Origin of the sequence: Paenibacillus sp. oral taxon 786 str. D14 (assembly GCF_000159955.1) — a bacterium.
GTDB lineage: Bacteria > Bacillota > Bacilli > Paenibacillales > Paenibacillaceae > Fontibacillus > Fontibacillus phoenicis.
Window position 1 is genome coordinate 107,995 of the sequence record NZ_GG695983.1, and the last position, 20,275, is coordinate 128,269.

Sequence of the window (20,275 nt, forward strand, 5' to 3'; positions counted from 1 at the left end):
GGCCTCTGTGCGCAGTGAAAAAACATATGCTATAATAGACAAGATTGTGACATCTTTATTACTGAAAGATCAGCGGCTCGGAGGCAAAGGATGAAACCTTATCGCATAACAGAATTGGCAAATAAATATGTCAGTTACGACATGATTACCGCATACACGGCGCTTCCGGAGTTTCCGGTGCCCCGTGTTCGTTTGCTTTATACGTTTTTAACCGAGCGGGAGGGGCTGTCGCTGGAGTCAGCTGAGACCTGTGCGCTGGCCGCGTTCCTCGTGCAGCTTGGCATGGACACCCATGATCGCATCGATCTGGAGTCCGGACTGGGGGAAGCAACCCGGGCCATGCGTTCGCGCCAGCTCAAGGTGCTGGCCGGTGACTATTTCAGCGGCGTGTTTTATCATCTGCTAGCTGGAGCCGGGGAGATCGGCATGGTCCCGTTGATGAGCTCGGCCATCTGTGAGGTGAACCGCTTGAAGGTCCAGCTGTACAGCAAGTTGAAGCAGATGTTATTGCCTGCGGAAGACTATCTGAAGGAATGCGTCCATGTCAAAATGGGGCTTTTTCTTTCTTTTACGGAGATCCTGGACAAGTCGGTCCAAAGCTTATGGCAGAAGCTGCTGGCGGAGTTAAGCCGCTGCGAAGTCATGCTGGAAGAAATCCGGTCTACTTCTGAGCTGCCGCACGAACGTAAAGGTTACGCCTATTTGCGCATCATGGAAACCGGATCCTCCGAGGATAAAACTGCGCTCTCCACCCGCAAAGTCGGCGAGCGGGACTGGTCGCTGATGCTTGTGAAATACAATATCAAGGAACAACTGCTGTCTATGCTGCACCAATCGGTGGATCACGTCCAATCGCTGCTGCATGAATGCAAGAAGGAAACCGCGCGAACGGAGCTCAAATCGATTCTTGAGCCGTTTATTGCTGTGCTTTCACCGTCACGCCGTTCCGTGCAAGAAGGGTAGGGGGATTAGTAAATGAGCCAAACATCTTCATCCGAGACCAAAGAGCAGTTCGTGCATTCTGTATTCGAGAGCATCGCTCCGAAATACGACATGATGAACGACTTGCTTAGCTTCAGGCGTCACAAAGCGTGGCGGAAATTCACGATGGCCAAAATGAACATGTCCCCCGGGGAGACCGCGCTTGACCTGTGCTGCGGTACCTGTGATTGGACGATCAGCATGGCGGAAGCCAGCGGGGGGCAGATCATCGGCCTGGATTTTAGTGAACGGATGCTGGAATACGGACGCCTCAAAGTAAAGGAGCGCGGGCTGGAGTCGCGGATCACCTTGGTTCAAGGGAATGCGATGGAGCTGCCGTTTGAAGACAACCGGTTTGATTACGTGACGATCGGTTTTGGTCTGCGTAATGTACCTGATCTCCGCCAGGTGCTGCGGGAAATGCGGCGCGTCGTAAAACCTGGAGGAAAGGTGGTTTGCCTGGAATTGTCCAAGCCAACCTGGCAGCCGTTCAAAGGACTTTATTATTTTTATTTTCAAAATGTGCTTCCGATGCTTGGCAAACTGGTGGCAAAACGATATGAACAGTACAAATGGCTTCCCGATTCCCTCGTCCAGTTTCCTGGCCGTGCGGAGCTGGCGGAGATTTTCCGGGAGACGGGACTTACCCGGGTTGAAGCGTATCCTTTAACCGGCGGAATTGCCGCCTTGCACATCGGAACGAAGGAGACGCAACATGTTTAAGAAAATGGTAATTTTCCTGCAAATGATCAAGTTTGAACATACGGTATTCGCTTTACCGTTCGCTTTCATGGGCGCGCTGCTCGGGTCTGAAATGATTAACCATGAGCTGCCGTCCTGGGCACAGATCGGGTGGGTGCTGTTGGCGATGTTTGGCGCACGAAGTGCGGCGATGGGGCTGAACCGTCTTATTGACCGGGTCATCGATGCGAAGAACCCTCGTACCGCAAACCGCGCAATCCCGGCGGGACTTTTAAAAATAGGCGAAGTCGTGTTGTTCATCATTCTCTCTTTTGCCTTGTTGTTCTGGGCCGCTGCCGAGCTAGACCCCTTAGCATTAAAGCTGTTGCCTATCGCCGTCATCATGTTGGTTTTGTACTCCTACACGAAACGTTTTACTTGGCTCTGCCACGTCATACTGGGTCTGACGATCGGCTTAGCTCCTCTCGGCGGCTGGGCGGCTGTAACTGGACAAGTTGATTGGACAGCAATGGTATTTTATGTAACGATTACCTTTTGGATTGCCGGCTTCGATATCATTTACGCCTGCCAGGACGTTGATTTCGATACGAAGGAAGGTCTTTATTCCATTCCTGTTCGGTTTGGTGTCGCTAAATCGCTGAAGATTGCTCAAGCGTTTCATATCATCACCGCGCTGGGCTTTATCGCTTTGCTGCTGTTGACGGATTTGGGCTGGTGGTATGTCGTGGGCATGATTATTGCGTATGCTATTTTGTTTTACGAGCACCATATCGTTTCTCCGAGCGATCTCAGCCGGCTGCAAACCGCGTTCTTCACCATGAACGGCGTGCTGAGCATCGTTGTGTTTTCCTTCACATTGATTGATTTGGTGGTGCGACATTTCTAATGGATAAAGGGAAATCGATTGTTGTCGGCATAACTGGGGCCAGTGGTTCGATCTATGGAGTGAAGCTGATTGAAACGCTGTTAGGTATGAACTTCCTCGTGCATCTCGTTGTATCCAATGCAGGGTGGCGAGTGATCAAGGAGGAGCTCGGTTGGAACACGAGCGATCGGGAGGCGACGCTGGAGGAACATTTCGGTCAGCTTCCCGGGAAGCTGGTATACCATCCGATCGCGGATATTGGGGCTTCGATCGCCAGCGGTTCTTTCCTCACGCACGGGATGATCGTTATGCCTTGTTCGATGGGAACCCTGTCTTCGATCGCAAACGGAACGTCCGACAATCTGATGGCTCGGGCAGCCGATGTCATGCTGAAGGAAGGCCGGCCGCTTGTGCTGGTGCCACGCGAAACGCCACTGCATGCGATCCATTTGGAGAACATGCTGAAGCTGGCTCGACTTGGCGTGCGCATCATCCCGGCGATGCCGGCATTTTATTTCGGACCGCAGACCATTGATGATCTGGTCCGGTTTTTAGTTGGTAAAGTGCTCGACAATCTGGGCATCGAGCATGCGTTATTCAAGAGATGGGGGGATCAGAATGAACAATCGGGAGAATGAAGACATCCTCATCGGCCAAATCAAATACAGCAACGTCTGGCCCGTTTTTCATTATTTTGATGTGACGCGCCTGTCCCAAGTGAGCCAACTCGTCACCGAGGTCCCTTCGAAGCTGAACCGCCGGATGCTTGGCGGGATGCTGGATATTTCCCCGGTGTCTTCTTTTGCCTACGGGTACGGCTCGGAGCGGTTCCTGCTGCTGCCGGATCTTTCCGTCAGCTCCGATGGGCCGGTGGGTTCGATTCTGCTGTTCTCGCGGAAGCCGCCGGAGGAAATTGCGAACGGCAAGATCGCGCTAACGAATACGTCGGCAACTTCGGTCAATTTGCTGAAGATCATTATGGAAAAAGCGTACGGTGGCAAACCTGAGTATTGGGACAGTGAGCCTGATTTGGATCTGATGATGGCAGAAAGCGACGGCGCGCTGTTGATCGGCGATCACGCGATTCAGGCATCCTGGCGGGATCACGATTATATCGTTACCGATTTGGGGGAAGTTTGGAAATCATGGACCGGCTATGGTATGACCTTTGCGGTCTGGGCCGTTCAGAAGTCGTTTGCCGAAGCCCACGGCGACTATTTGGCTGAAGTGACGGAAGCCTTTGTGGAAAGCAAACGTAAGAGCTTAAGTGATGTATCCCCGCTCGTGGCCAAGGCTTGCGCCGAAATTGGCGGTACGGCGGATTATTGGCGGCATTATTTTACTCAGAACATCCGCTATGATTTTAATGAATCGCACCGCCAAGGACTTTCGTTGTATTTTGACTATGCCTATGAAATGGGGCTGCTGGATCATCGAGTAGAGCTGGAGATATGGAGTGACAATTTGCTGACACGGGTGAAAGAATGAAACTACTGGATATTTTCGGTGCGTTAAAAAAAGATATGGATTTTATCGAACGCCAGCTGTACCGCAGCATCGACGGCGATGACGATCTGCTCAGCGAGACGTCCCTGCACTTGTTGAAGGCAGGCGGGAAGCGGCTGCGGCCGGTCTTCGTATTGCTTGGCGGGAAGTTTGGGAACTACGATCTGCAGAAGCTGCAGTATATCGCTGTGCCGCTGGAGCTCATCCATTCGGCGTCACTCGTTCACGATGACGTGATCGACGATGCCGACACGCGGCGGGGCAAAGCGACTGTAAAGTCGAAGTGGGATAATCGGATCGCCATGTATACCGGCGACTACATCTACGCCAAGGCCCTGATGCAGGTATCCGAGCTCGCAAATCCATACATACACCGCATACTGGCCAAAGCGATGGTGCAGATGTCGATCGGGGAAATGGAGCAGATCCGCGATTTTTTCAACACGGAGCAAAGCGTACGCAACTATTTGCTGCGCATCCGGCGGAAAACCGCTTTGCTCATCGCCATCAGCTGTCAGCTGGGAGCCATGGCGGCAGATGCTCCGGCCAAAGTGAGTGCGCTGCTGTACCGGTACGGGTACAACGTGGGCATGGCCTTCCAGATTCGCGACGATCTGCTTGATTTATTTGGTACTGAGAAGACGATCGGTAAACCGCCGGGCAGCGATATGCGCCAGGGCAACATCACGCTTCCTGTGCTTTACGCTCTGCAGGAGCCTGATTTAAGAGAGCCGCTGCTTCGGGAAATTCGCGGCATCCAGGCCGGAGACGGCAGCGGGGATGTGTCCCGTGCGATCGAAATGATTCGGACAAGCCCGGGCATTGGCAAAGCGGAGGCGTTGGCCGACCGCTATATTGCAAAAGCGCTGGCGGCGTTGCAGCAGCTGCCGGATACAGCGGCGCGCTCCCATTTACAGGACATTGCAGAATTTGTTAACAAACGCTCCTATTAATCTTATCGCTTTACCTGTTTCGCAAGTTTCTGGTAAAATGCAGGTGAAACCGCCTTCCTGGAGGAAGGTGGGAATGAGGTTTGAATCGCAAATGATGCTGTTAAATTCGGGAGGGGAACCATGGAAAGAACGTTTTTAATGGTTAAGCCGGACGGCGTACAGCGCGGGCTGATCGGCAGAATTATCAGCCGGTTCGAGGATAAGGGATTTCAACTCGTCGCAGGCAAGCTGGTTCAAGTGACAGAAGAGCAGGCGAAGAGACATTATGCGGAGCATGAGGGCAAGCCTTTCTTTGACGAACTGGTGGGCTTCATTACTTCTGGGCCGGTATTTGCCATGGTATGGGAAGGGGATGACATCATTAACTTGTCCCGCATGGTCATCGGCAAGACGAAAGTCACCGAGGCGCTTCCCGGCACGATTCGGGGGGATTTTGCCGCCCATACGCCGTTTAATCTGATTCATGGTTCCGACGGAGTAGAGAGTGCGGAGCGAGAAATCGCCAACTTCTTTGAGCCTCATGAGCTACTACAGTATACGAGAAGCGTGAGCCCATGGATTTGAACCGGATTTTTCCCGACATCCCTCGGGTAGACAACACAGAGACGGCACCGGATCCGGATTATCTCGGCTTTATCCAGAACATTAAAAAAAGCACGGGTATCGATTTGGCCCAATACAAGGAAGCGCAAATGAAGCGGCGTTTGACGACGCTGCGCAATAAGAACGGCTATTCGAAGTTTGCGGATTTTTATACGGCGATGCTGAGCAACAAGCAGTTATTTTATGAATTTTTGGACAAGATGACGATTAACGTATCTGAATTTTGGCGCAACCCCAATCGCTGGGAAGTGCTGAGGGACTCGGTGCTGCCGGGGCTGGCCGCCGGGCGGCCCCGGCTGAAGGTGTGGAGCGCGGCCTGTTCGACGGGAGAGGAGCCATACACGTTGGCGATGATTCTCGCAGATCTGGGGCTTCTAGCGAACACCTATTTGCTGGCAACGGACATTGATGAAGGAGCGCTCGGGAAAGCCCAGGAAGGATTATATCTGGAGCGTTCGCTGAAGGATGTGCCGAAGGCGGTCGCCGAGCGTTATTTTACGCCGGAAGGCCCGATGTTCCGCTTTGATCCGAAGCTGAAGAAGGCCGTCACGTTCAAGAAGCAAAACCTGCTGCTCGATCCGTTTGAAGAGGGCTTTGACCTGATCGTTTGCCGCAACGTGATGATTTATTTTACCGAAGAAGCAAAACAAGGGCTTTATCATAAGTTTGCGCGTGCGCTGCGTCCCGGCGGCATCCTGTTCGTCGGCAGCACGGAGCAAATTTTCTCCCCTGGCCAATACGATTTGGAAGCGGCGGAAACGTTCTTTTATCGTAAGAAGGGGTAAATAGAAAAACGTCCAGTTTGACCCGTCTAGGGTTGATTTGGACGTTTTTTTGTGTAAGGACTATTAAGCATCGAGAAGATTGGATGAAAGTTGGGAGTGAGTAGCGGAGCGTAGCTGGAAGCTACGTGAGCAAAGGAGCGAGCAACTGAATTCAAGATTCGAAGTCGTTTTAACATCTCTGAGCTGCTTCGTGATTAATCCCGTGGGTATAGAATGGGGTGATCTTTCCTATACTTGGATCATATAGCCAATGGAGGTCAGATCATGGACAAGCGAAAAGTGATCGAAGCTTATCGGCGCGGATTCTTAACGCCGCAGGAATGCGCGCAGGTGCTGGGTATTGAAGGCTCGCACCTCAAGCGGATGCTTGAGGATTTTCCGATGGATCCCCGGCGTTCCATCGCATTAGAAAATCAACCCGCTTCAGGCCTCAGATAAGCAGCGAGCGCCCGAACCCGTTATTTAGCGCCGACATCGCCAAGCAGGGCGGAGAACGGCGCTTTTTACGTTCTTGGTCATTCTTGGTAGAGGTGTTCTTGACAGCCGCCAAGGGGACTTTCTATAATAGTTATAAATTCAGGTCAGGAGAGATTTCATTCATGAACGATTCGGACGACCCGGAGAGTAGCAACGTATTACAATTGATTAATAACCTATTTGTAGGAGAATTTCAGGCATAGCCTGCGTCAATTCAGTGACGGCAGGTTATGCCTTTTTGCGTTTGTTTACCCGCTTGAGCGACGTGGGAAACTTGTGGAGGTGCATTGGATTGTTGGAACTTTTAGTTGTCTTCATCTTGATTTTGATTAATGCCTTTTTTGCTGCATCGGAAATCGCCTTGATCTCCCTGAATGATAATAAAATTAAAGCGATGGCAGGGCAAGGCCATCGGAAAGCAAAGGTCATCGTGGGTTTGCTTGGCGAGCCTAGCAAATTCCTGGCGACAATTCAAATTGGCATCACCCTTGCGGGCTTTTTTGCCAGTGCTTTCGCTGGGGAGAGCTTTGCCGACGACCTGGCGGCTTATTTAATCCGTATGGGGCTGCCGATCCCCGAAAACGTGCTGAGCACACTATCGCTGATCGTGATCACCTTGCTGCTCTCCTACTTCCAGTTGGTGCTGGGCGAGTTAGTGCCGAAGCGGGTCGCGATGAACAAGGCTGAAGCGATGGCGATGTTTGCGTCGACGACGTTGTCAGTGTTATCCAAGGTAACCTCGCCGTTCGTGAAACTGCTGACCACGTCCACGAACTTGCTGGTGCGGTTGTTTGGCATTGATCCGAACGCCAAGGAGGAGGAAGTCTCCGAGGAGGAGATCCGTATGATGCTGGATACCGGTGAGGAAATGGGGACGATCCAGCCCAGCGAGCGTCTGATGATCAACAACATTTTTGACTTCGACAACTTGACGGTGTCTGATATTATGACACACCGGATCGACGTCGTGGCGATCCCGGTTGATGCCGACCAACAAACCGTGGCTGAAATCGCCGACAAGGAGCAATATACCCGCTTCCCAGTGTATGAGGATACGGTTGACAATCTGATCGGGATATTGCACAGCAAGGATTTGATCCGCTTTTTGCGCACGGAGGATAAGGAGAATTGGGATTTGCGGAAGCTGGTGACGCCGCCTTATTTTATTCCGATCTCCAAAAAAACAAATGAGCTGTTCGAGGAGATGCAGCAAAACCGCATTCATATGGCGATTGTCGTTGATGAATACGGGGGAACCGCCGGCATCGTAACGATGGAGGATTTGCTGGAGGAAATCGTCGGCAACATCTATGACGAACACGACGAGGAGGAACGGGAATACGAGCAGGTTGGCGAAGGCAGTTATCTGTTCAGCGGTACGATGTCCCTTGACGACGCCCAGAAAATCTTGGATATTAAGCTTCCGATCGACCACTATGATACGCTAAGCGGGTTTATGATCGGACAGTTGAAGCGGATACCAACGGTGAATGAACGACCGGAATTCGAATACGGGGGTTATGTTTTCGCTGTTCGGGAAGTGGGTCAGCATCGCATTCGCAAGCTTTTAGCCACCCGACGGACTAACCCGGAGCAAGCATATGCAGTTCATCCGGTTTCCGCAGATTCTTAAGATGGATCAAGGCCCCCGGATTTTGGTGAACCTCGAAGCGTGAGGCGCGAAAATCCGGGCAGGGCTTGGCATCGGACCGCGTATGGTAAGAGAAATCCGAGAGGGTATGAACAGGATAAGTGAATTCACCACGTGACAGAATGCATCAAACAATATTATAATGAGCAAAGATATCATCGGATTTTAGTTCTTTACAGTTTAACAGTTTAAAGGGGGAACGCAGCATCATGAGTTTGCGATACTTAACAGCCGGGGAGACGCATGGACCCCAGTTGACTGCGATTATTGAAGGCTTGCCCAGCCATTTGCAGCTGGATTTTGAAGCGTTGAATTTTGAGTTGGCCCGTCGTCAGAAAGGGTATGGCCGCGGCCGTCGGATGCAGATCGAGAAAGATACCGCGAAGATCGTCGGGGGAGTCCGGCACGGGTATACAACAGGAGCGCCGGTGGCACTGGTTGTGGAGAACAACGACTGGAAGCATTGGCAGAAAATCATGAACATCGAGCCGATCGAAGGCACGGACGAGGAGAAACGCAGAGTACATCGTCCCCGTCCAGGGCATGCCGATTTAAACGGAGGCTTGAAATATAACCATAAAGACCTGCGGAACGTGCTGGAGCGTTCGAGCGCACGCGAAACCGCTGTTCGCGTGGCGGTTGGTGCGGTGGCCAAGCAGCTCCTGGGGCGCTTTGGCATCCGGATCGCCGGGCATGTCATTCGCATCGGCGAAATTGAAGCACCGCCGCATAACCTGCCGCTGGACGAGTTGGCTCGAGTCACCGAAGCTTCTTCGGTGCGGGTTGCCGACCTTGAGACGGAGAAGAAGATGGAAGCCTACATCGATAAAATCAAGGAGGAAGGCGACTCCATCGGCGGCATCGTCGAATGTATCGTTGAAGGCGTTCCGGTCGGACTGGGAAGCCATGTGCAGTATGACCGCAAGCTGGACGGCCGTATCGCGCAAGCGGTAATGTCGATTAACGCGTTTAAGGGCGTGGAAATCGGCATCGGTTTTGAAGCCGGGAAGCTGCCAGGCTCCAAGGTTCATGACGAAATTTTGTACAGCGAGGAGCGCGGCTATTACCGGGCGACCAACCGGCTCGGCGGCTTCGAGGGCGGGATGACCAACGGCATGCCAATCGTCGTTCGCGGCGTAATGAAGCCGATCCCGACGTTATACAAACCGCTGCAAAGCGTCGACATCGACACCCGCGAGGCGTTTGCCGCTCAGGTGGAGCGCTCTGATGCTTGTGCAGTGCCAGCCGCGAGCGTTGTGCTCGAGAACGTGGTCGCTTGGGAAGTGGCCAAAGCGTTCCTGGAGAAATTCGGCGGCGATTCGATCGGGGAGATCGAGCGTAATTATAAGGGATATTTGGCTCAACTGGAGGAATATTGATGCGAACGCTGCAGGTCGATTTGGGCGAACGTTCTTATCCGATTTATATCGGCGGCGGCTTGCTGGGAAAGGCCGGGGATTTCTTCGAGCAGCATAAGCTGTCGGCGAAGAGCCCTGTCTTAATCGTTACCGATGACCATGTCGCGCCGAAGTATCTGCCGGTTGTCGAAGCCTCGCTGCAGGCCAAAGGCTATCGTACGGTCAGCAAAGTCGTGAAGGCCGGTGAAAAATCCAAATCGCTGGAGGTTTATGAGGATGTCATGACTACGGCGATTGAAGGCGGTTTGGACCGCCGTTCTGTGGTCGTTGCGCTGGGCGGCGGCGTCGTCGGCGATTTGGCTGGCTTCGTGGCGGCAACGTATATGCGAGGCGTAGCGTTTGTGCAAATGCCTACCACGATCCTGGCTCACGACAGCAGTGTCGGAGGCAAGGTGGCCGTCAACCATCGGCTGGCCAAAAATATGATCGGCGCTTTTCATCAGCCGGAAATGGTGCTGTATGACGTGGACAGCCTGCAAACCCTGCCGCCGCGCGACGTCCGGGCGGGCTTGTCGGAAATGGTCAAGCATGGCCTGATCTGGGATGCGGCATTTGCGGACTGGTGCCGCGAGCACACGGCGGATTTGCTGGTGCTGGATCCGGAAGCGCTGGGATACGGATTAACCCAGGGGTGCTCCGTGAAAGCCCAGGTTGTCTCTGTGGATGAGAAGGAGAATGGGCTTCGTGCGATTCTCAACCTGGGGCATACGCTGGGTCATGCCATCGAGGCGATCGGCGGGTATGGTGAATTTTTGCACGGGGAAGCGATCTCGATTGGGATGGCCGCAGCGGCGAAGCTGGCAGTGAACCGGGGCCGGGATCCGCATATATACGAGTACACGGTGTCCCTGCTGAGCGGCTTCGGTTTGCCAACGGCCATGCCGGCACATTTGAACGAGCAGGATTTGATTGGTGCGATGATGCACGACAAGAAGTTTAAGGAACAGACGATGGTGTTTATTTTGCCTGTAGAGATCGGCAAGGTGGAAATTGTCTCAGACGTGACATTGGACGAAGTCCGCCAGGTGATTGCTGAACTCAAAGAGGAGGGACAACATGTATAACAGAGGTATTCGCGGAGCAACGACGGTATCCCGCAACGACGAACAGGAAATTCTGGACGCGACAGCTGAGTTGTTAAAAGAGATTGTCGCTCGCAACGAAATCGAGCCTGAGGATATTTGCAGCGTTTGGATTACGGTTACGCCGGACTTGACGGCGACTTTTCCGGCTCGTGCCATTCGCGTATTAAACGGGTGGGATATGGTTCCTCTGATGTGCTCCACGGAAATCCCGGTTCAAGGCGCTTTGCCGAAGTGTATCCGGCTGCTGATTCAGGTGAACACCACCAAAGGGCAGCGGGATATGAAGCACGTGTATTTGAACGAAGCCCGCAGCCTCCGTCCGGACCTCAGCTCCACCAATTCCTGAGGGCAGCAAGCGAGCGAAGCTATTTTTAGGATTGGCAAATCAAGCTGCAGGTTTGGGTTGCCAAACGGGCCGCGGTTAGGGTATAGTTAATTTAGATTTTAGATGAGTGCAAGTTAGTTGAGAGTAAGTTCTAAGTTAGAAGAGTTTAGAGTAAACACATTTTTTAGAGCTGAGTAGAGATCAGTTGAGATGAGCTGAGTTTAGCTGAGTGAATAGCCTGTTCCTTGTGCGTACTTCGTCGTTTTCTTGATTGTGGGAGAATGACGGCAAGACGCGTCTTTAGGAGCTGCGCTTTCCCATAAACCGCAAATCCTACAACCTCTACTTCGGTAGAGGTTTTTTTATTTGGCTCTGAAACCAATTCGAAAAGGAAGTGAGAGACATGGCAACCCCGAATGTAGAACAGGTCATTGCTTTAGCAAACGAATATAATCTGATCCCGATTGCCCGAACGTTGCTCGCCGACATGGAAACCCCAATCCGGATCTTCCGTCGTATTGCTCAGCGGGAGCAGGCATTTTTGCTGGAGAGCGTGGAAGGTGGCAGTCAGTGGGCGCGGTATTCTTTCATCGGCACCGCCCCGTTCTTGACGATTTCCGCGAAGAAGGGCGAGATCACGATTCAACGGGAAGGCGGTACAGAGCATTTGCGCTCGTCCCGTCCCGTCGATGAGTTGAAGGCGATCCTGCGGGGCTATCGCAGTCCGAAGCTTCCGGAAATGCCGCCGTTTACGGGTGGAGCGATTGGTTTCTTTGGATATGATCTGCTGCAGTACTATGAGAAGCTGCCGGCGCATCAGGTCGATGACCTGAACCTGAATGATATGCAGTTTATGTTCTGCGATCAAGTGATCGTGTTCGACCACGTGAAGCAGCGGATCCTGCTGGTGGCCAACGTACACGTGAAGCCAGACGATCGCGACGAAGATATTCGCCGGGCTTATGCGGAAGCGGAGCTGAAGCTGGATTTGGCGGCCGATCTGCTGCAGCAGGAGGGGCCGGGCGAAAGCTTTAACCGCCGGCCGATGCCGGTCGTGACGGATCTTGGGGACGTCAAATCCAACCTGACGAAGGAGCAGTTCATCGCGAACGTTGAAAAAGCGAAGGAATATATCCGCGCAGGCGATATTTTTCAAGTGGTGCTGTCACAGCGGTTCCATATCGAAACAGAAGTTGATCCGCTTCACGTCTACCGCGTCCTGCGGACGTTAAATCCGTCGCCGTACATGTATTACCTCAAGCTGGACGAGGAGATTATCGTTGGGACGTCGCCGGAGGCTTTGGTCAAGGTAGAGAACGGCCGAGTGGAAACGCGTCCGATCGCCGGCACGAGACCGCGGGGGGCGACGGAAGAAGCCGATTTAGCGTTGGAAGCGGAGCTGCTGCAGGATGAAAAAGAACGGGCGGAACATCTGATGCTGGTCGACCTTGGACGCAACGATTTAGGCCGGGTATCCGAGTTCGGCAGCGTAACCTGCGACTCGTATATGGAGATCGAACGGTATTCCCACGTTATGCACATGGTATCCAAGGTGTCTGGCAAGCTGCGGGAGGATAAGGACTTCTTCGATGCATTCCTGTCTTGTTTGCCAGCCGGGACCGTCTCCGGGGCGCCAAAGCTGCGGGCGATGGAGATTATTGCGGAGCTGGAGCGCGAGGCACGCGGCACTTATGCCGGGGCCATTGGGTACCTTGGATTCTCAGGGAACATGGATTCTTGTATTACGATCCGCACGATCGTGTTCAAGCAAGGGAAAGCATACGTGCAGGCCGGCGGAGGCATCGTATGGGATTCCATACCGGAGAACGAATATCAGGAGTCGGTGAACAAGGCGAAGGCTTTGCTGACGGCGATCCGTACAGCGGAGCAGATGTTTCCGCCAGCCACCCGAAATGACGGTGTGATTAATCAGGATTACCTTTACGAATATACCCCGGGGAACTAAAGAGAGGAGCGAATCGAGATGACAGGACAGCAAACCGTTCAGGCGGGCATTAGCCGCTTGATTGAAGGACGGCATTTGTCGCGGGAAGAAGCGCGTGGTGTGATGCAGGCGATCATGAACGGCGAATCAACGCCAGCTCAAATCGGCAGCCTGTTGACCGCGCTGCGAATCAAGGGAGAGACTGTCGAGGAGATCACCGGCTTCGCCGAGGCGATGCGCGGCGCCTCCAGCCGAATTTATACGGAAACGCAAAAGCTGCTGGATACGTGCGGAACAGGCGGATCCGGCATCCACAAAATCAACGTGTCCACGACGGCGGCGATCGTGGCAGCCTCGGTGTCAGTGCGGGTGGCTAAACACGGCAATCGGTCGGCATCCGGTCGTTCGGGAAGTGCCGATGTTCTCGAAGCGCTGGGCGTGAATATTCAACTGGACGCCGGTCAAGCGAAACGCTGTCTGGATGATATCGGCATCTGCTTTATGTTTTCACAGCTGTATCATCCATCGATGAAGCACGCGGCAGCCCCTCGCAAAGAGTTGGGGATTCGGACGGTCTTCAATATGCTGGGGCCATTAACGAATCCGGCAGGAGCGGACCGCCAGGTGCTGGGCATTTATGACGGCAGCAAAACGTCAACCATAGCAGAAGTGCTGCGTGAGCTTGGTTCCAAACGGGCGCTGGTTGTCAGCAGCCAGGAAGGTCTGGATGAAATCAGTATTTCGTCGCCGACACGGGTATCCGAGTTGAAAAACGGGGAGATCACAACCTACGAACTGCTGCCGGAAGATCTGGGACTTCGCACGTACCCGCTGGAAGCGATGATCGGCGGCGATCCCGAGACGAATGCGGAGATCGTCCGGCGCGTGCTGCAAGGGGAGCGCGGCGCTCACCGTGACGTCGTACTGGCCAACGCAGGCGCTTGCGTATATGTGGCTGGTTTGGCGGACACGATCCGGGACGGAGTTACGATCGCTGCGGATGCGATCGATTCCGGGAAGGCCTATGCCAAGCTGCAACAGCTGATTCAGACAACGGGGGAATTAAGTTATGTATCTTGATCGAATTGTAGAGACGAAAAAAACAGAAGTCGCACGTTTGGCAGAAAGCTTCTCCCTTGCGGATGCGGAGCGCCGCATTGCGGCGATGGAGCCCACGCGGGGGTTCCACGCGGCACTTACAACCGGCCGGAAGCGGGATATGGGGTTAATCGCCGAGGTGAAAAAGGCGTCCCCCTCCAAAGGGCTGATTCGCCCGGATTTCCATCCGGTGCAGCTGGCAGCGGCTTATGAAGCGGCGGGAACCGATTGCATCTCCGTGCTGACGGATGAAACGTATTTTCAGGGCAGCGGCGCCTATTTGAGCGCAATTCGCGAGGCCGTAAATGTGCCGCTGCTGCGCAAGGATTTTGTGATTGACGAGCGGCAGATTTACGAAGCCCGGCTGCTTGGCGCTGACGCTGTACTGCTGATCGCCGCAATCCTGAGCGATGCACAGCTTCGCGACTACCTGTCGATCGCCACGGCGCTGGGACTGGATGCGCTTATCGAAGTGCATGATCGCGAGGAGCTGGAGCGGGTCCTGATGCTTCCAGCGGCGAAGCTGATCGGCATCAACAACCGGAACCTGCGGACGTTTGAAGTGTCCCTGGAGACGACGGCCGCGTTGGCGGAGCTGGTGCCATCCAGTGCGACGCTGATCAGCGAGAGCGGGATTCAAACCCGGCAGGATGTAAAATACCTTCAACAGACCGGCGCACAAGGCGTGCTGATCGGAGAAACGTTTATGCGGCGAGAAAATGTGGGGGACGCCGTGGTTGACTTAATGGGACCGTTACTTCAAACGGATTCCCGCGAATTGGATGCCGAAGGGACGACGTCAAATGGGTGAAGTGGCCGTAAAAATTTGTGGACTTCAAAGCGTTGAAGTGCTAAAATCTATGGTGAACTTACCCGTAGATTATGTTGGATTCGTGTTTGCCCGAAGCAAGCGCCAAATCAGCGGAAGCCGTGCAGCGGAGCTGCTTCCTGTGCTTCAAACGTGGAGCACAGGGGCAGTTCCGCAGAGCGTTGGGGTGTTCGTCAATCCGACCTTGGAGGAGCTGGACGAGGTTTTGCGGCAGGCGCCGCTGGACATCCTGCAGCTCCACGGGACGGAAAGCCCGGATTTTTGCCGGAAGGTGAAGGACGCTTATGGCGTCGAGCTTTTCAAGGCATTTTCGGTCAAAACGGACGGATCGGTCCATGCCGGCGCGACCTTGGCGGAGTATGACGGCGTGCTGGACGGGCTGTTGCTCGACACGTACGATCCGAAGTACGGCGGGGGCTCTGGCGTTGCATTTGATTGGGCTGCTGCAGAGCCTTTTCGTCAATGGGCCAAGGAGCGAGGAATCCCGTTCTTTGCGGCCGGCGGCTTGCATCCCGGCAACGTTAGGACGTTAATTGAGACGCTGCAGCCGGATGGCGTAGACGTCTCAAGCGGCGTGGAAACCGACGACGTGAAGGATATCGCGAAAATAACTGCATTCGTAGAGAGGGTGAAGGGATGATGAAGCAGGTACCGGATGAGCATGGACGGTTTGGTCCTTTTGGCGGCCGCTACGTGCCGGAGACGCTGATGAACGCTTTGATCGAACTGGAAGAGTCCTATTTGAAATTTAAAGATGATCCCGAGTTTCAAGCGGAGATCGCTTATCTGCTGAAGCAGTATTCCGGACGGGAGACGCCGCTTTATTACGCGGAACGCCTGACGGAGCACCTGGGCGGGGCGAAAATTTATCTGAAGCGCGAGGATTTAAACCATACTGGCGCCCATAAAATCAACAACGCGATCGGGCAGGGGATTCTGGCGAAGCGGATGGGCAAGCAGAAAGTGATCGCCGAAACCGGCGCAGGCCAACACGGCGTGGCTACGGCTACGGTAGCGGCCTTGCTAGGTCTTGAATGCAAGGTATTCATGGGTGAAGAGGACACGAAGCGGCAGCAGCTTAACGTGTTTCGGATGAAGCTGCTGGGTGCTGAAGTTGTTCCGGTTATGTCCGGTACACGCACGTTAAAGGATGCTTGCAACGAAGCGCTGCGCTATTGGGTGAGCAATGTGCATGATACTTTCTATATTCTCGGATCGGCCACCGGGCCGCATCCTTATCCGATGATGGTGCGGAACTTCCAGCGGATTATCGGCGATGAAACGCGGAAGCAGATTTTAGTGGCGGAAGGCCGATTGCCGGATATGCTCGTCGCTGCGGTTGGCGGCGGCAGCAATGCGATTGGGATGTTTTATCCGTTTATCGAGGATCAGGGCGTTCGCTTGGTCGGGGTAGAGGCCGCAGGTAAAGGGATTGACACCGAGTTCCATGCCGCCACGATGACCAAAGGCACCAAAGGCGTCTTCCAAGGCTCGATGAGTTATCTGCTTCAGGACGCTTACGGCCAAGTTCTGCCAGCCCACTCGATCTCGGCCGGTCTCGATTATCCGGGCATTGGCCCAGAGCATTCGTATCTGAAGGATATCGAACGTGCGAAGTATTATCCAATCACGGACCGTGAGGCTCTGGATGCCCTTCAGCTGCTAAGCCGGACCGAAGGGATCATTCCGGCGCTGGAGTCGGCGCATGCGGTGGCCCAAGTTGTGAAAATGGCTCCGGCAATGAGCCGGGACGAAATCATCGTCATTTGCTTGTCCGGCCGCGGGGATAAGGACGTGGAGTCGATTATGGCGTATACGGAAGGCGGGGAGACGATATGAGTCAACAGGCAGGTCAATTGCTGGACGACACGTTTGCGAAGCTAAAAGCAGCGGGACAAACCGCGCTGATTCCGTTCGTGACCGTCGGTGACCCGGACCCGGAGACGACGCTCGACATTTTGGCCGTTCTGGAGGAAGCCGGTGCCGATGTGGTGGAGCTGGGTGTACCTTATTCCGATCCCTTGGCGGATGGCCCGGTGATTCAGCGGGCGTCGGAACGTGCCCTTGTCCACGGAATCACGGTGGCTTCCTGTATCGAGACGGCATCCAAAGCCCGGGAACGCGGCATCCGTATGCCATTTGTCTTGTTTACTTATTACAATCCCGTGTTGCAAATGGGGACAGAGCGCTTGTTGGCTGAGCTGCAGAAGGCGGGGATCAGCGGCTTAATCATTCCGGATTTGCCGTATGAAGAAGCGGAGGAGGTCCTGAAGTTGGCGGATGCCGCCGGCGTAAGGCTGATCCCGCTCGTCGCGCCTACCTCCAGCGGCCGGATTGCACGGATCTTGGAGCGTGCCCGCGGATTCGTATATTGCGTCTCTTCGCTGGGCGTAACCGGAGAACGGACTTCGTTCCATGCCAGCGTCGACGAATTTATCGCCTCGGTTAAAGCGCAAACGGATTTGCCCGTTGCCGTCGGCTTCGGAATATCTAGCCGGGAACAGGTCGAGCGGTTTGCTGCGATCTGTGACGGAGCGGTCGTGGGCAGCGCCATCGTGCGTAAAATCGAGGAAAACTTGCCGCTCTTGTCCCAGGCTTCGACTAGGGACCAAGGGTTGTTGCAAATTCGCGACTTTGTGGCAAAATTGAGATTATAGTTTTTTTGGCTAAACCATCACAAAGTCATTTGAGGAGGAACCTATACATGTTGCCGAAACCCCAGATCGTCAATTTGCCGGTATATCAGCCGGGAAAACCGATTGAAGAAGTGAAGAAAGAGCTTGGGCTCGAGGATGTCATTAAGCTGGCTTCCAACGAAAATCCGTTTGGTTGCTCGCCGCGCGTCCGCGCCGCCATTGAACAGGAGCTGGCGAACTTAAGCTTGTATCCTGACGGCAGTGCCGCAGAATTGACCGAGGCGTTGGCCAGCCAGCTTGGCGTTGGGAAGGAGCACATTATTTTCGGCTGCGGTTCGGATGAGATCATCGCTCTGATTGCCCGCGCTTTCTTCCTGCCGGGGGACGAGACGGTGATGGCAGACCAGACGTTTAGTGTGTATAAAAGCAACGCCGACATCGAAGGTGCAGTCAGCATCGAGGTGCCGCTGAAGGAAGGTACCCACGATTTGGAGGGAATGCTTGAACGCATCGGAGACAAAACGAAAGTGGTTTGGATTTGCAATCCGAACAATCCAACCGGAACGATCGTGCCTCATGCGGAGTTGGTTGCTTTTCTGGACCGGGTTCCGGGGCACGTGCTGGTCGTTTTGGATGAAGCTTATGCCGAATATGTGACTGATTCGGATTACACGAACGGGATCGCTTTGCTGAACCAGTACCCAAATCTAGTTGTGCTTCGTACTTTCTCTAAAATTTACGGTCTCGCTGCGCTGCGGATCGGTTATGGCGTGGGGCAACCGGCGGTCATTAAACTGATCAATCAGGTTCGTGAGCCGTTTAATACTTCGCGGATCGGGCAAGCGGCGGCAAAAGCGGCTTTGGCCGATCAGGAATTTGTGGCTGACTGCCGGGCTAAAAACCGCGAGGGAATCGCCTATTTGTATAAGGAATTCGACCGGCTGGGCCTGAAGTATTTCCCGGCGCATGGCAATTTTATCATGGTGGATGTTCAGCGTCCGGCGGGTGAAATGTTTCAGTCGTTATTGCAGCTGGGGATTATCGTGCGCGGAGGATTCCATAAATATCCAACTTCCGTGCGGGTGACCGTCGGATCGGCGGAACAGAACGCTAAATTTATATCTGCCTTGGAGCAGGTGCTTGGCAAATCGGCAACTCGGGTCTAATCCCCAATTTATTCGCAGAAAATGAGTGAGATACGATGACAACGAAAATTGCCATTTTTGGCGTGGGCTTGATCGGCGGATCGCTGGCGTTGTGCTTCAAAGGCAAGCCGGGAATTACGGTCGTTGGCCACGCCCATCGCCCGGAATCCTTGAAACGCATTGAGGAGCGCGGTGTCGTTGACGCCGCGACTCTGTCCATGGAAGAGGCGGCGGCGGATGCCGACTTTATTTTTTTGTGCGTGCCGGTCGGGTTGCTGGAAGATTACCTGCGGAAGCTGACCGAGCTGCCGCTGAAGCCGGGCTGCATTGTAACCGACGTTGGCAGCACCAAGGCGTCGGTCGCCGCTTGTGCGGCCAAAATCGCCCGTCCGGGCGTGCATTTCATCGGCGGCCATCCGATGGCCGGCTCGGAGCGTTCCGGCGTGGAGGCGGCTTCGACGCTCTTGTTCGAGAACGCCTACTATGTGCTGACACCGTCTCCTGATGTGCCGGAGGAGGCTTATCAACGCCTGGAGCAGCTGCTGGCGTACACCAAAGCGCAAATTGTGCGTGTGGACCCAGTTCTGCATGATGAAATCGTTGGGGCGATCAGCCATCTTCCGCATATTATCGCGGTTGCCTTGGTGAATCAGGTGCGTAATTACAACGATGGCAACGGGTTATACCGGATGCTGGCGGCAGGTGGTTTCCGCGACATCACGCGGATCGCTTCAAGCGACCCGGTGATTTGGCGGGATATCCTGCTTAGTAACCGGGACGTGCTGCTTCATTTGTTGAAGGACTGGAACCGCGAGATCGAAGGCTTTATCACTTTATTGGAGGCACAGAACGGGGAAGGGATCGAGGCCGAATTCCAAAAGGCCAACCAGTTCCGCAGCGAGCTGCCGGAGCGGCGCAAAGGGGCGATCACCTCGTTGTTCGATATTTATATCGACGTACCCGACACACCGGGGATTATCGGGCAAATCGCAACCGAACTTGGTCTGCGCCATATTAACTTGAGCAACATGCAGATTATCGAAAGCCGCGAGGACGTTCCGGGCGTACTGCGCCTCTCTTTCCGCCAGGAAGGGGAGATGGAGCGGGCGAAAGCTCACCTCCAATCGCTGGGGTATGTTGTGTACGTGTAGTTGGCTTTTGTTAGGGGAAAGGCTTGGCTCGGTGTTGAATTTTAAATTCAGCCGGGCCTTTTGTTGCTTTGGCCGCTGACGGGGATTTAACGGAACCTAGGGACGTTATTTGCGTGGATG

General features: G+C 54.1%; 21 protein-coding genes. All 21 read left to right on the top strand.

Features of this window, described 5'->3' with window-relative positions; all coding sequences use genetic code 11:
• Positions 1 to 90 precede the first annotated feature (90 nt).
• The 21 genes from POTG_RS15980 to POTG_RS16075 all read left to right on the top strand — a co-directional run bounded on the left by POTG_RS15980 (position 91) and on the right by POTG_RS16075 (position 20,155).
• Positions 91 to 963 carry a heptaprenyl diphosphate synthase component 1 gene (locus tag POTG_RS15980; protein WP_009225877.1) on the top strand — a complete coding sequence of 291 codons (873 nt, stop codon included), beginning with the start codon at positions 91 to 93 and terminating at the stop codon, positions 961 to 963.
• Positions 964 to 975: 12 nt separating this feature from the next.
• Positions 976 to 1,704, top strand: a complete 729-nt coding sequence (locus POTG_RS15985) for a demethylmenaquinone methyltransferase (RefSeq protein WP_009225878.1) — start codon at positions 976 to 978, stop codon at positions 1,702 to 1,704.
• On the top strand, positions 1,697 to 2,569 hold the full coding sequence (locus POTG_RS15990) for a UbiA-like polyprenyltransferase (RefSeq protein ID WP_009225879.1): 873 nt from the start codon (positions 1,697 to 1,699) through the stop codon (positions 2,567 to 2,569). The genes POTG_RS15985 and POTG_RS15990 overlap by 8 nt, the downstream gene beginning before the upstream one ends.
• Positions 2,569 to 3,186, top strand: a complete 618-nt coding sequence (locus POTG_RS15995; RefSeq protein ID WP_009225880.1) for a UbiX family flavin prenyltransferase — start codon at positions 2,569 to 2,571, stop codon at positions 3,184 to 3,186. The genes POTG_RS15990 and POTG_RS15995 overlap by 1 nt, the downstream gene beginning before the upstream one ends.
• Positions 3,167 to 4,036, top strand: a complete 870-nt coding sequence (locus POTG_RS16000; protein WP_009225881.1) for a menaquinone biosynthesis protein — start codon at positions 3,167 to 3,169, stop codon at positions 4,034 to 4,036. Before POTG_RS15995 ends, POTG_RS16000 begins: the two co-directional genes overlap by 20 nt.
• Positions 4,033 to 5,007 (top strand): polyprenyl synthetase family protein, encoded by a 975-nt coding sequence (locus tag POTG_RS16005; RefSeq protein WP_009225882.1) that lies wholly within the window; start codon positions 4,033 to 4,035, stop codon positions 5,005 to 5,007. The genes POTG_RS16000 and POTG_RS16005 overlap by 4 nt, the downstream gene beginning before the upstream one ends.
• A 120-nt stretch (positions 5,008 to 5,127) precedes the next feature.
• Complete coding sequence (ndk, locus tag POTG_RS16010; protein ID WP_009225883.1) at positions 5,128 to 5,571, top strand: nucleoside-diphosphate kinase; 444 nt, start codon at positions 5,128 to 5,130, stop codon at positions 5,569 to 5,571.
• Positions 5,562 to 6,395 carry a CheR family methyltransferase gene (locus tag POTG_RS16015; RefSeq protein WP_009225884.1) on the top strand — a complete coding sequence of 278 codons (834 nt, stop codon included), beginning with the start codon at positions 5,562 to 5,564 and terminating at the stop codon, positions 6,393 to 6,395. The genes ndk and POTG_RS16015 overlap by 10 nt, the downstream gene beginning before the upstream one ends.
• Before the next feature lie 264 nt (positions 6,396 to 6,659).
• Positions 6,660 to 6,833, top strand: coding sequence for a hypothetical protein (locus tag POTG_RS24445; RefSeq protein WP_176221901.1), 174 nt, complete (start codon positions 6,660 to 6,662; stop codon positions 6,831 to 6,833).
• A gap of 331 nt (positions 6,834 to 7,164) precedes the next feature.
• The gene (locus POTG_RS16020; RefSeq protein WP_009225886.1) at positions 7,165 to 8,505 is read left to right on the top strand and encodes a hemolysin family protein; all 1,341 of its coding nucleotides are present in this window, start codon (positions 7,165 to 7,167) and stop codon (positions 8,503 to 8,505) included.
• Between the two features lie 227 nt (positions 8,506 to 8,732).
• Complete coding sequence (gene aroC, locus POTG_RS16025) at positions 8,733 to 9,902, top strand: chorismate synthase (RefSeq protein WP_009225887.1); 1,170 nt, start codon at positions 8,733 to 8,735, stop codon at positions 9,900 to 9,902.
• Positions 9,902 to 11,005 (top strand): 3-dehydroquinate synthase, encoded by a 1,104-nt coding sequence (gene aroB / locus POTG_RS16030; protein ID WP_009225888.1) that lies wholly within the window; start codon positions 9,902 to 9,904, stop codon positions 11,003 to 11,005. The genes aroC and aroB overlap by 1 nt, the downstream gene beginning before the upstream one ends.
• On the top strand, positions 10,998 to 11,372 hold the full coding sequence (aroH, locus tag POTG_RS16035; RefSeq protein WP_009225889.1) for a chorismate mutase: 375 nt from the start codon (positions 10,998 to 11,000) through the stop codon (positions 11,370 to 11,372). Before aroB ends, aroH begins: the two co-directional genes overlap by 8 nt.
• A 382-nt stretch (positions 11,373 to 11,754) precedes the next feature.
• Entirely contained in the window at positions 11,755 to 13,317 is a 1,563-nt protein-coding gene (gene trpE / locus POTG_RS16040) for an anthranilate synthase component I (protein WP_009225890.1), read from the top strand.
• 18 nt (positions 13,318 to 13,335) lie between these two features.
• Entirely contained in the window at positions 13,336 to 14,376 is a 1,041-nt protein-coding gene (gene trpD, locus POTG_RS16045) for an anthranilate phosphoribosyltransferase (protein ID WP_009225891.1), read from the top strand.
• On the top strand, positions 14,366 to 15,205 hold the full coding sequence (trpC, locus tag POTG_RS16050; protein ID WP_009225892.1) for an indole-3-glycerol phosphate synthase TrpC: 840 nt from the start codon (positions 14,366 to 14,368) through the stop codon (positions 15,203 to 15,205). Before trpD ends, trpC begins: the two co-directional genes overlap by 11 nt.
• Positions 15,198 to 15,863 carry a phosphoribosylanthranilate isomerase gene (locus POTG_RS16055; RefSeq protein ID WP_036645815.1) on the top strand — a complete coding sequence of 222 codons (666 nt, stop codon included), beginning with the start codon at positions 15,198 to 15,200 and terminating at the stop codon, positions 15,861 to 15,863. The genes trpC and POTG_RS16055 overlap by 8 nt, the downstream gene beginning before the upstream one ends.
• Complete coding sequence (gene trpB, locus POTG_RS16060; protein ID WP_036645846.1) at positions 15,863 to 17,062, top strand: tryptophan synthase subunit beta; 1,200 nt, start codon at positions 15,863 to 15,865, stop codon at positions 17,060 to 17,062. Before POTG_RS16055 ends, trpB begins: the two co-directional genes overlap by 1 nt.
• Positions 17,059 to 17,880 carry a tryptophan synthase subunit alpha gene (gene trpA / locus POTG_RS16065; protein WP_009225895.1) on the top strand — a complete coding sequence of 274 codons (822 nt, stop codon included), beginning with the start codon at positions 17,059 to 17,061 and terminating at the stop codon, positions 17,878 to 17,880. The genes trpB and trpA overlap by 4 nt, the downstream gene beginning before the upstream one ends.
• A 47-nt stretch (positions 17,881 to 17,927) precedes the next feature.
• Positions 17,928 to 19,025, top strand: a complete 1,098-nt coding sequence (gene hisC, locus POTG_RS16070; RefSeq protein ID WP_009225896.1) for a histidinol-phosphate transaminase — start codon at positions 17,928 to 17,930, stop codon at positions 19,023 to 19,025.
• Between the two features lie 35 nt (positions 19,026 to 19,060).
• Complete coding sequence (locus tag POTG_RS16075; RefSeq protein ID WP_009225897.1) at positions 19,061 to 20,155, top strand: prephenate dehydrogenase; 1,095 nt, start codon at positions 19,061 to 19,063, stop codon at positions 20,153 to 20,155.
• Positions 20,156 to 20,275: the final 120 nt, after the last annotated feature.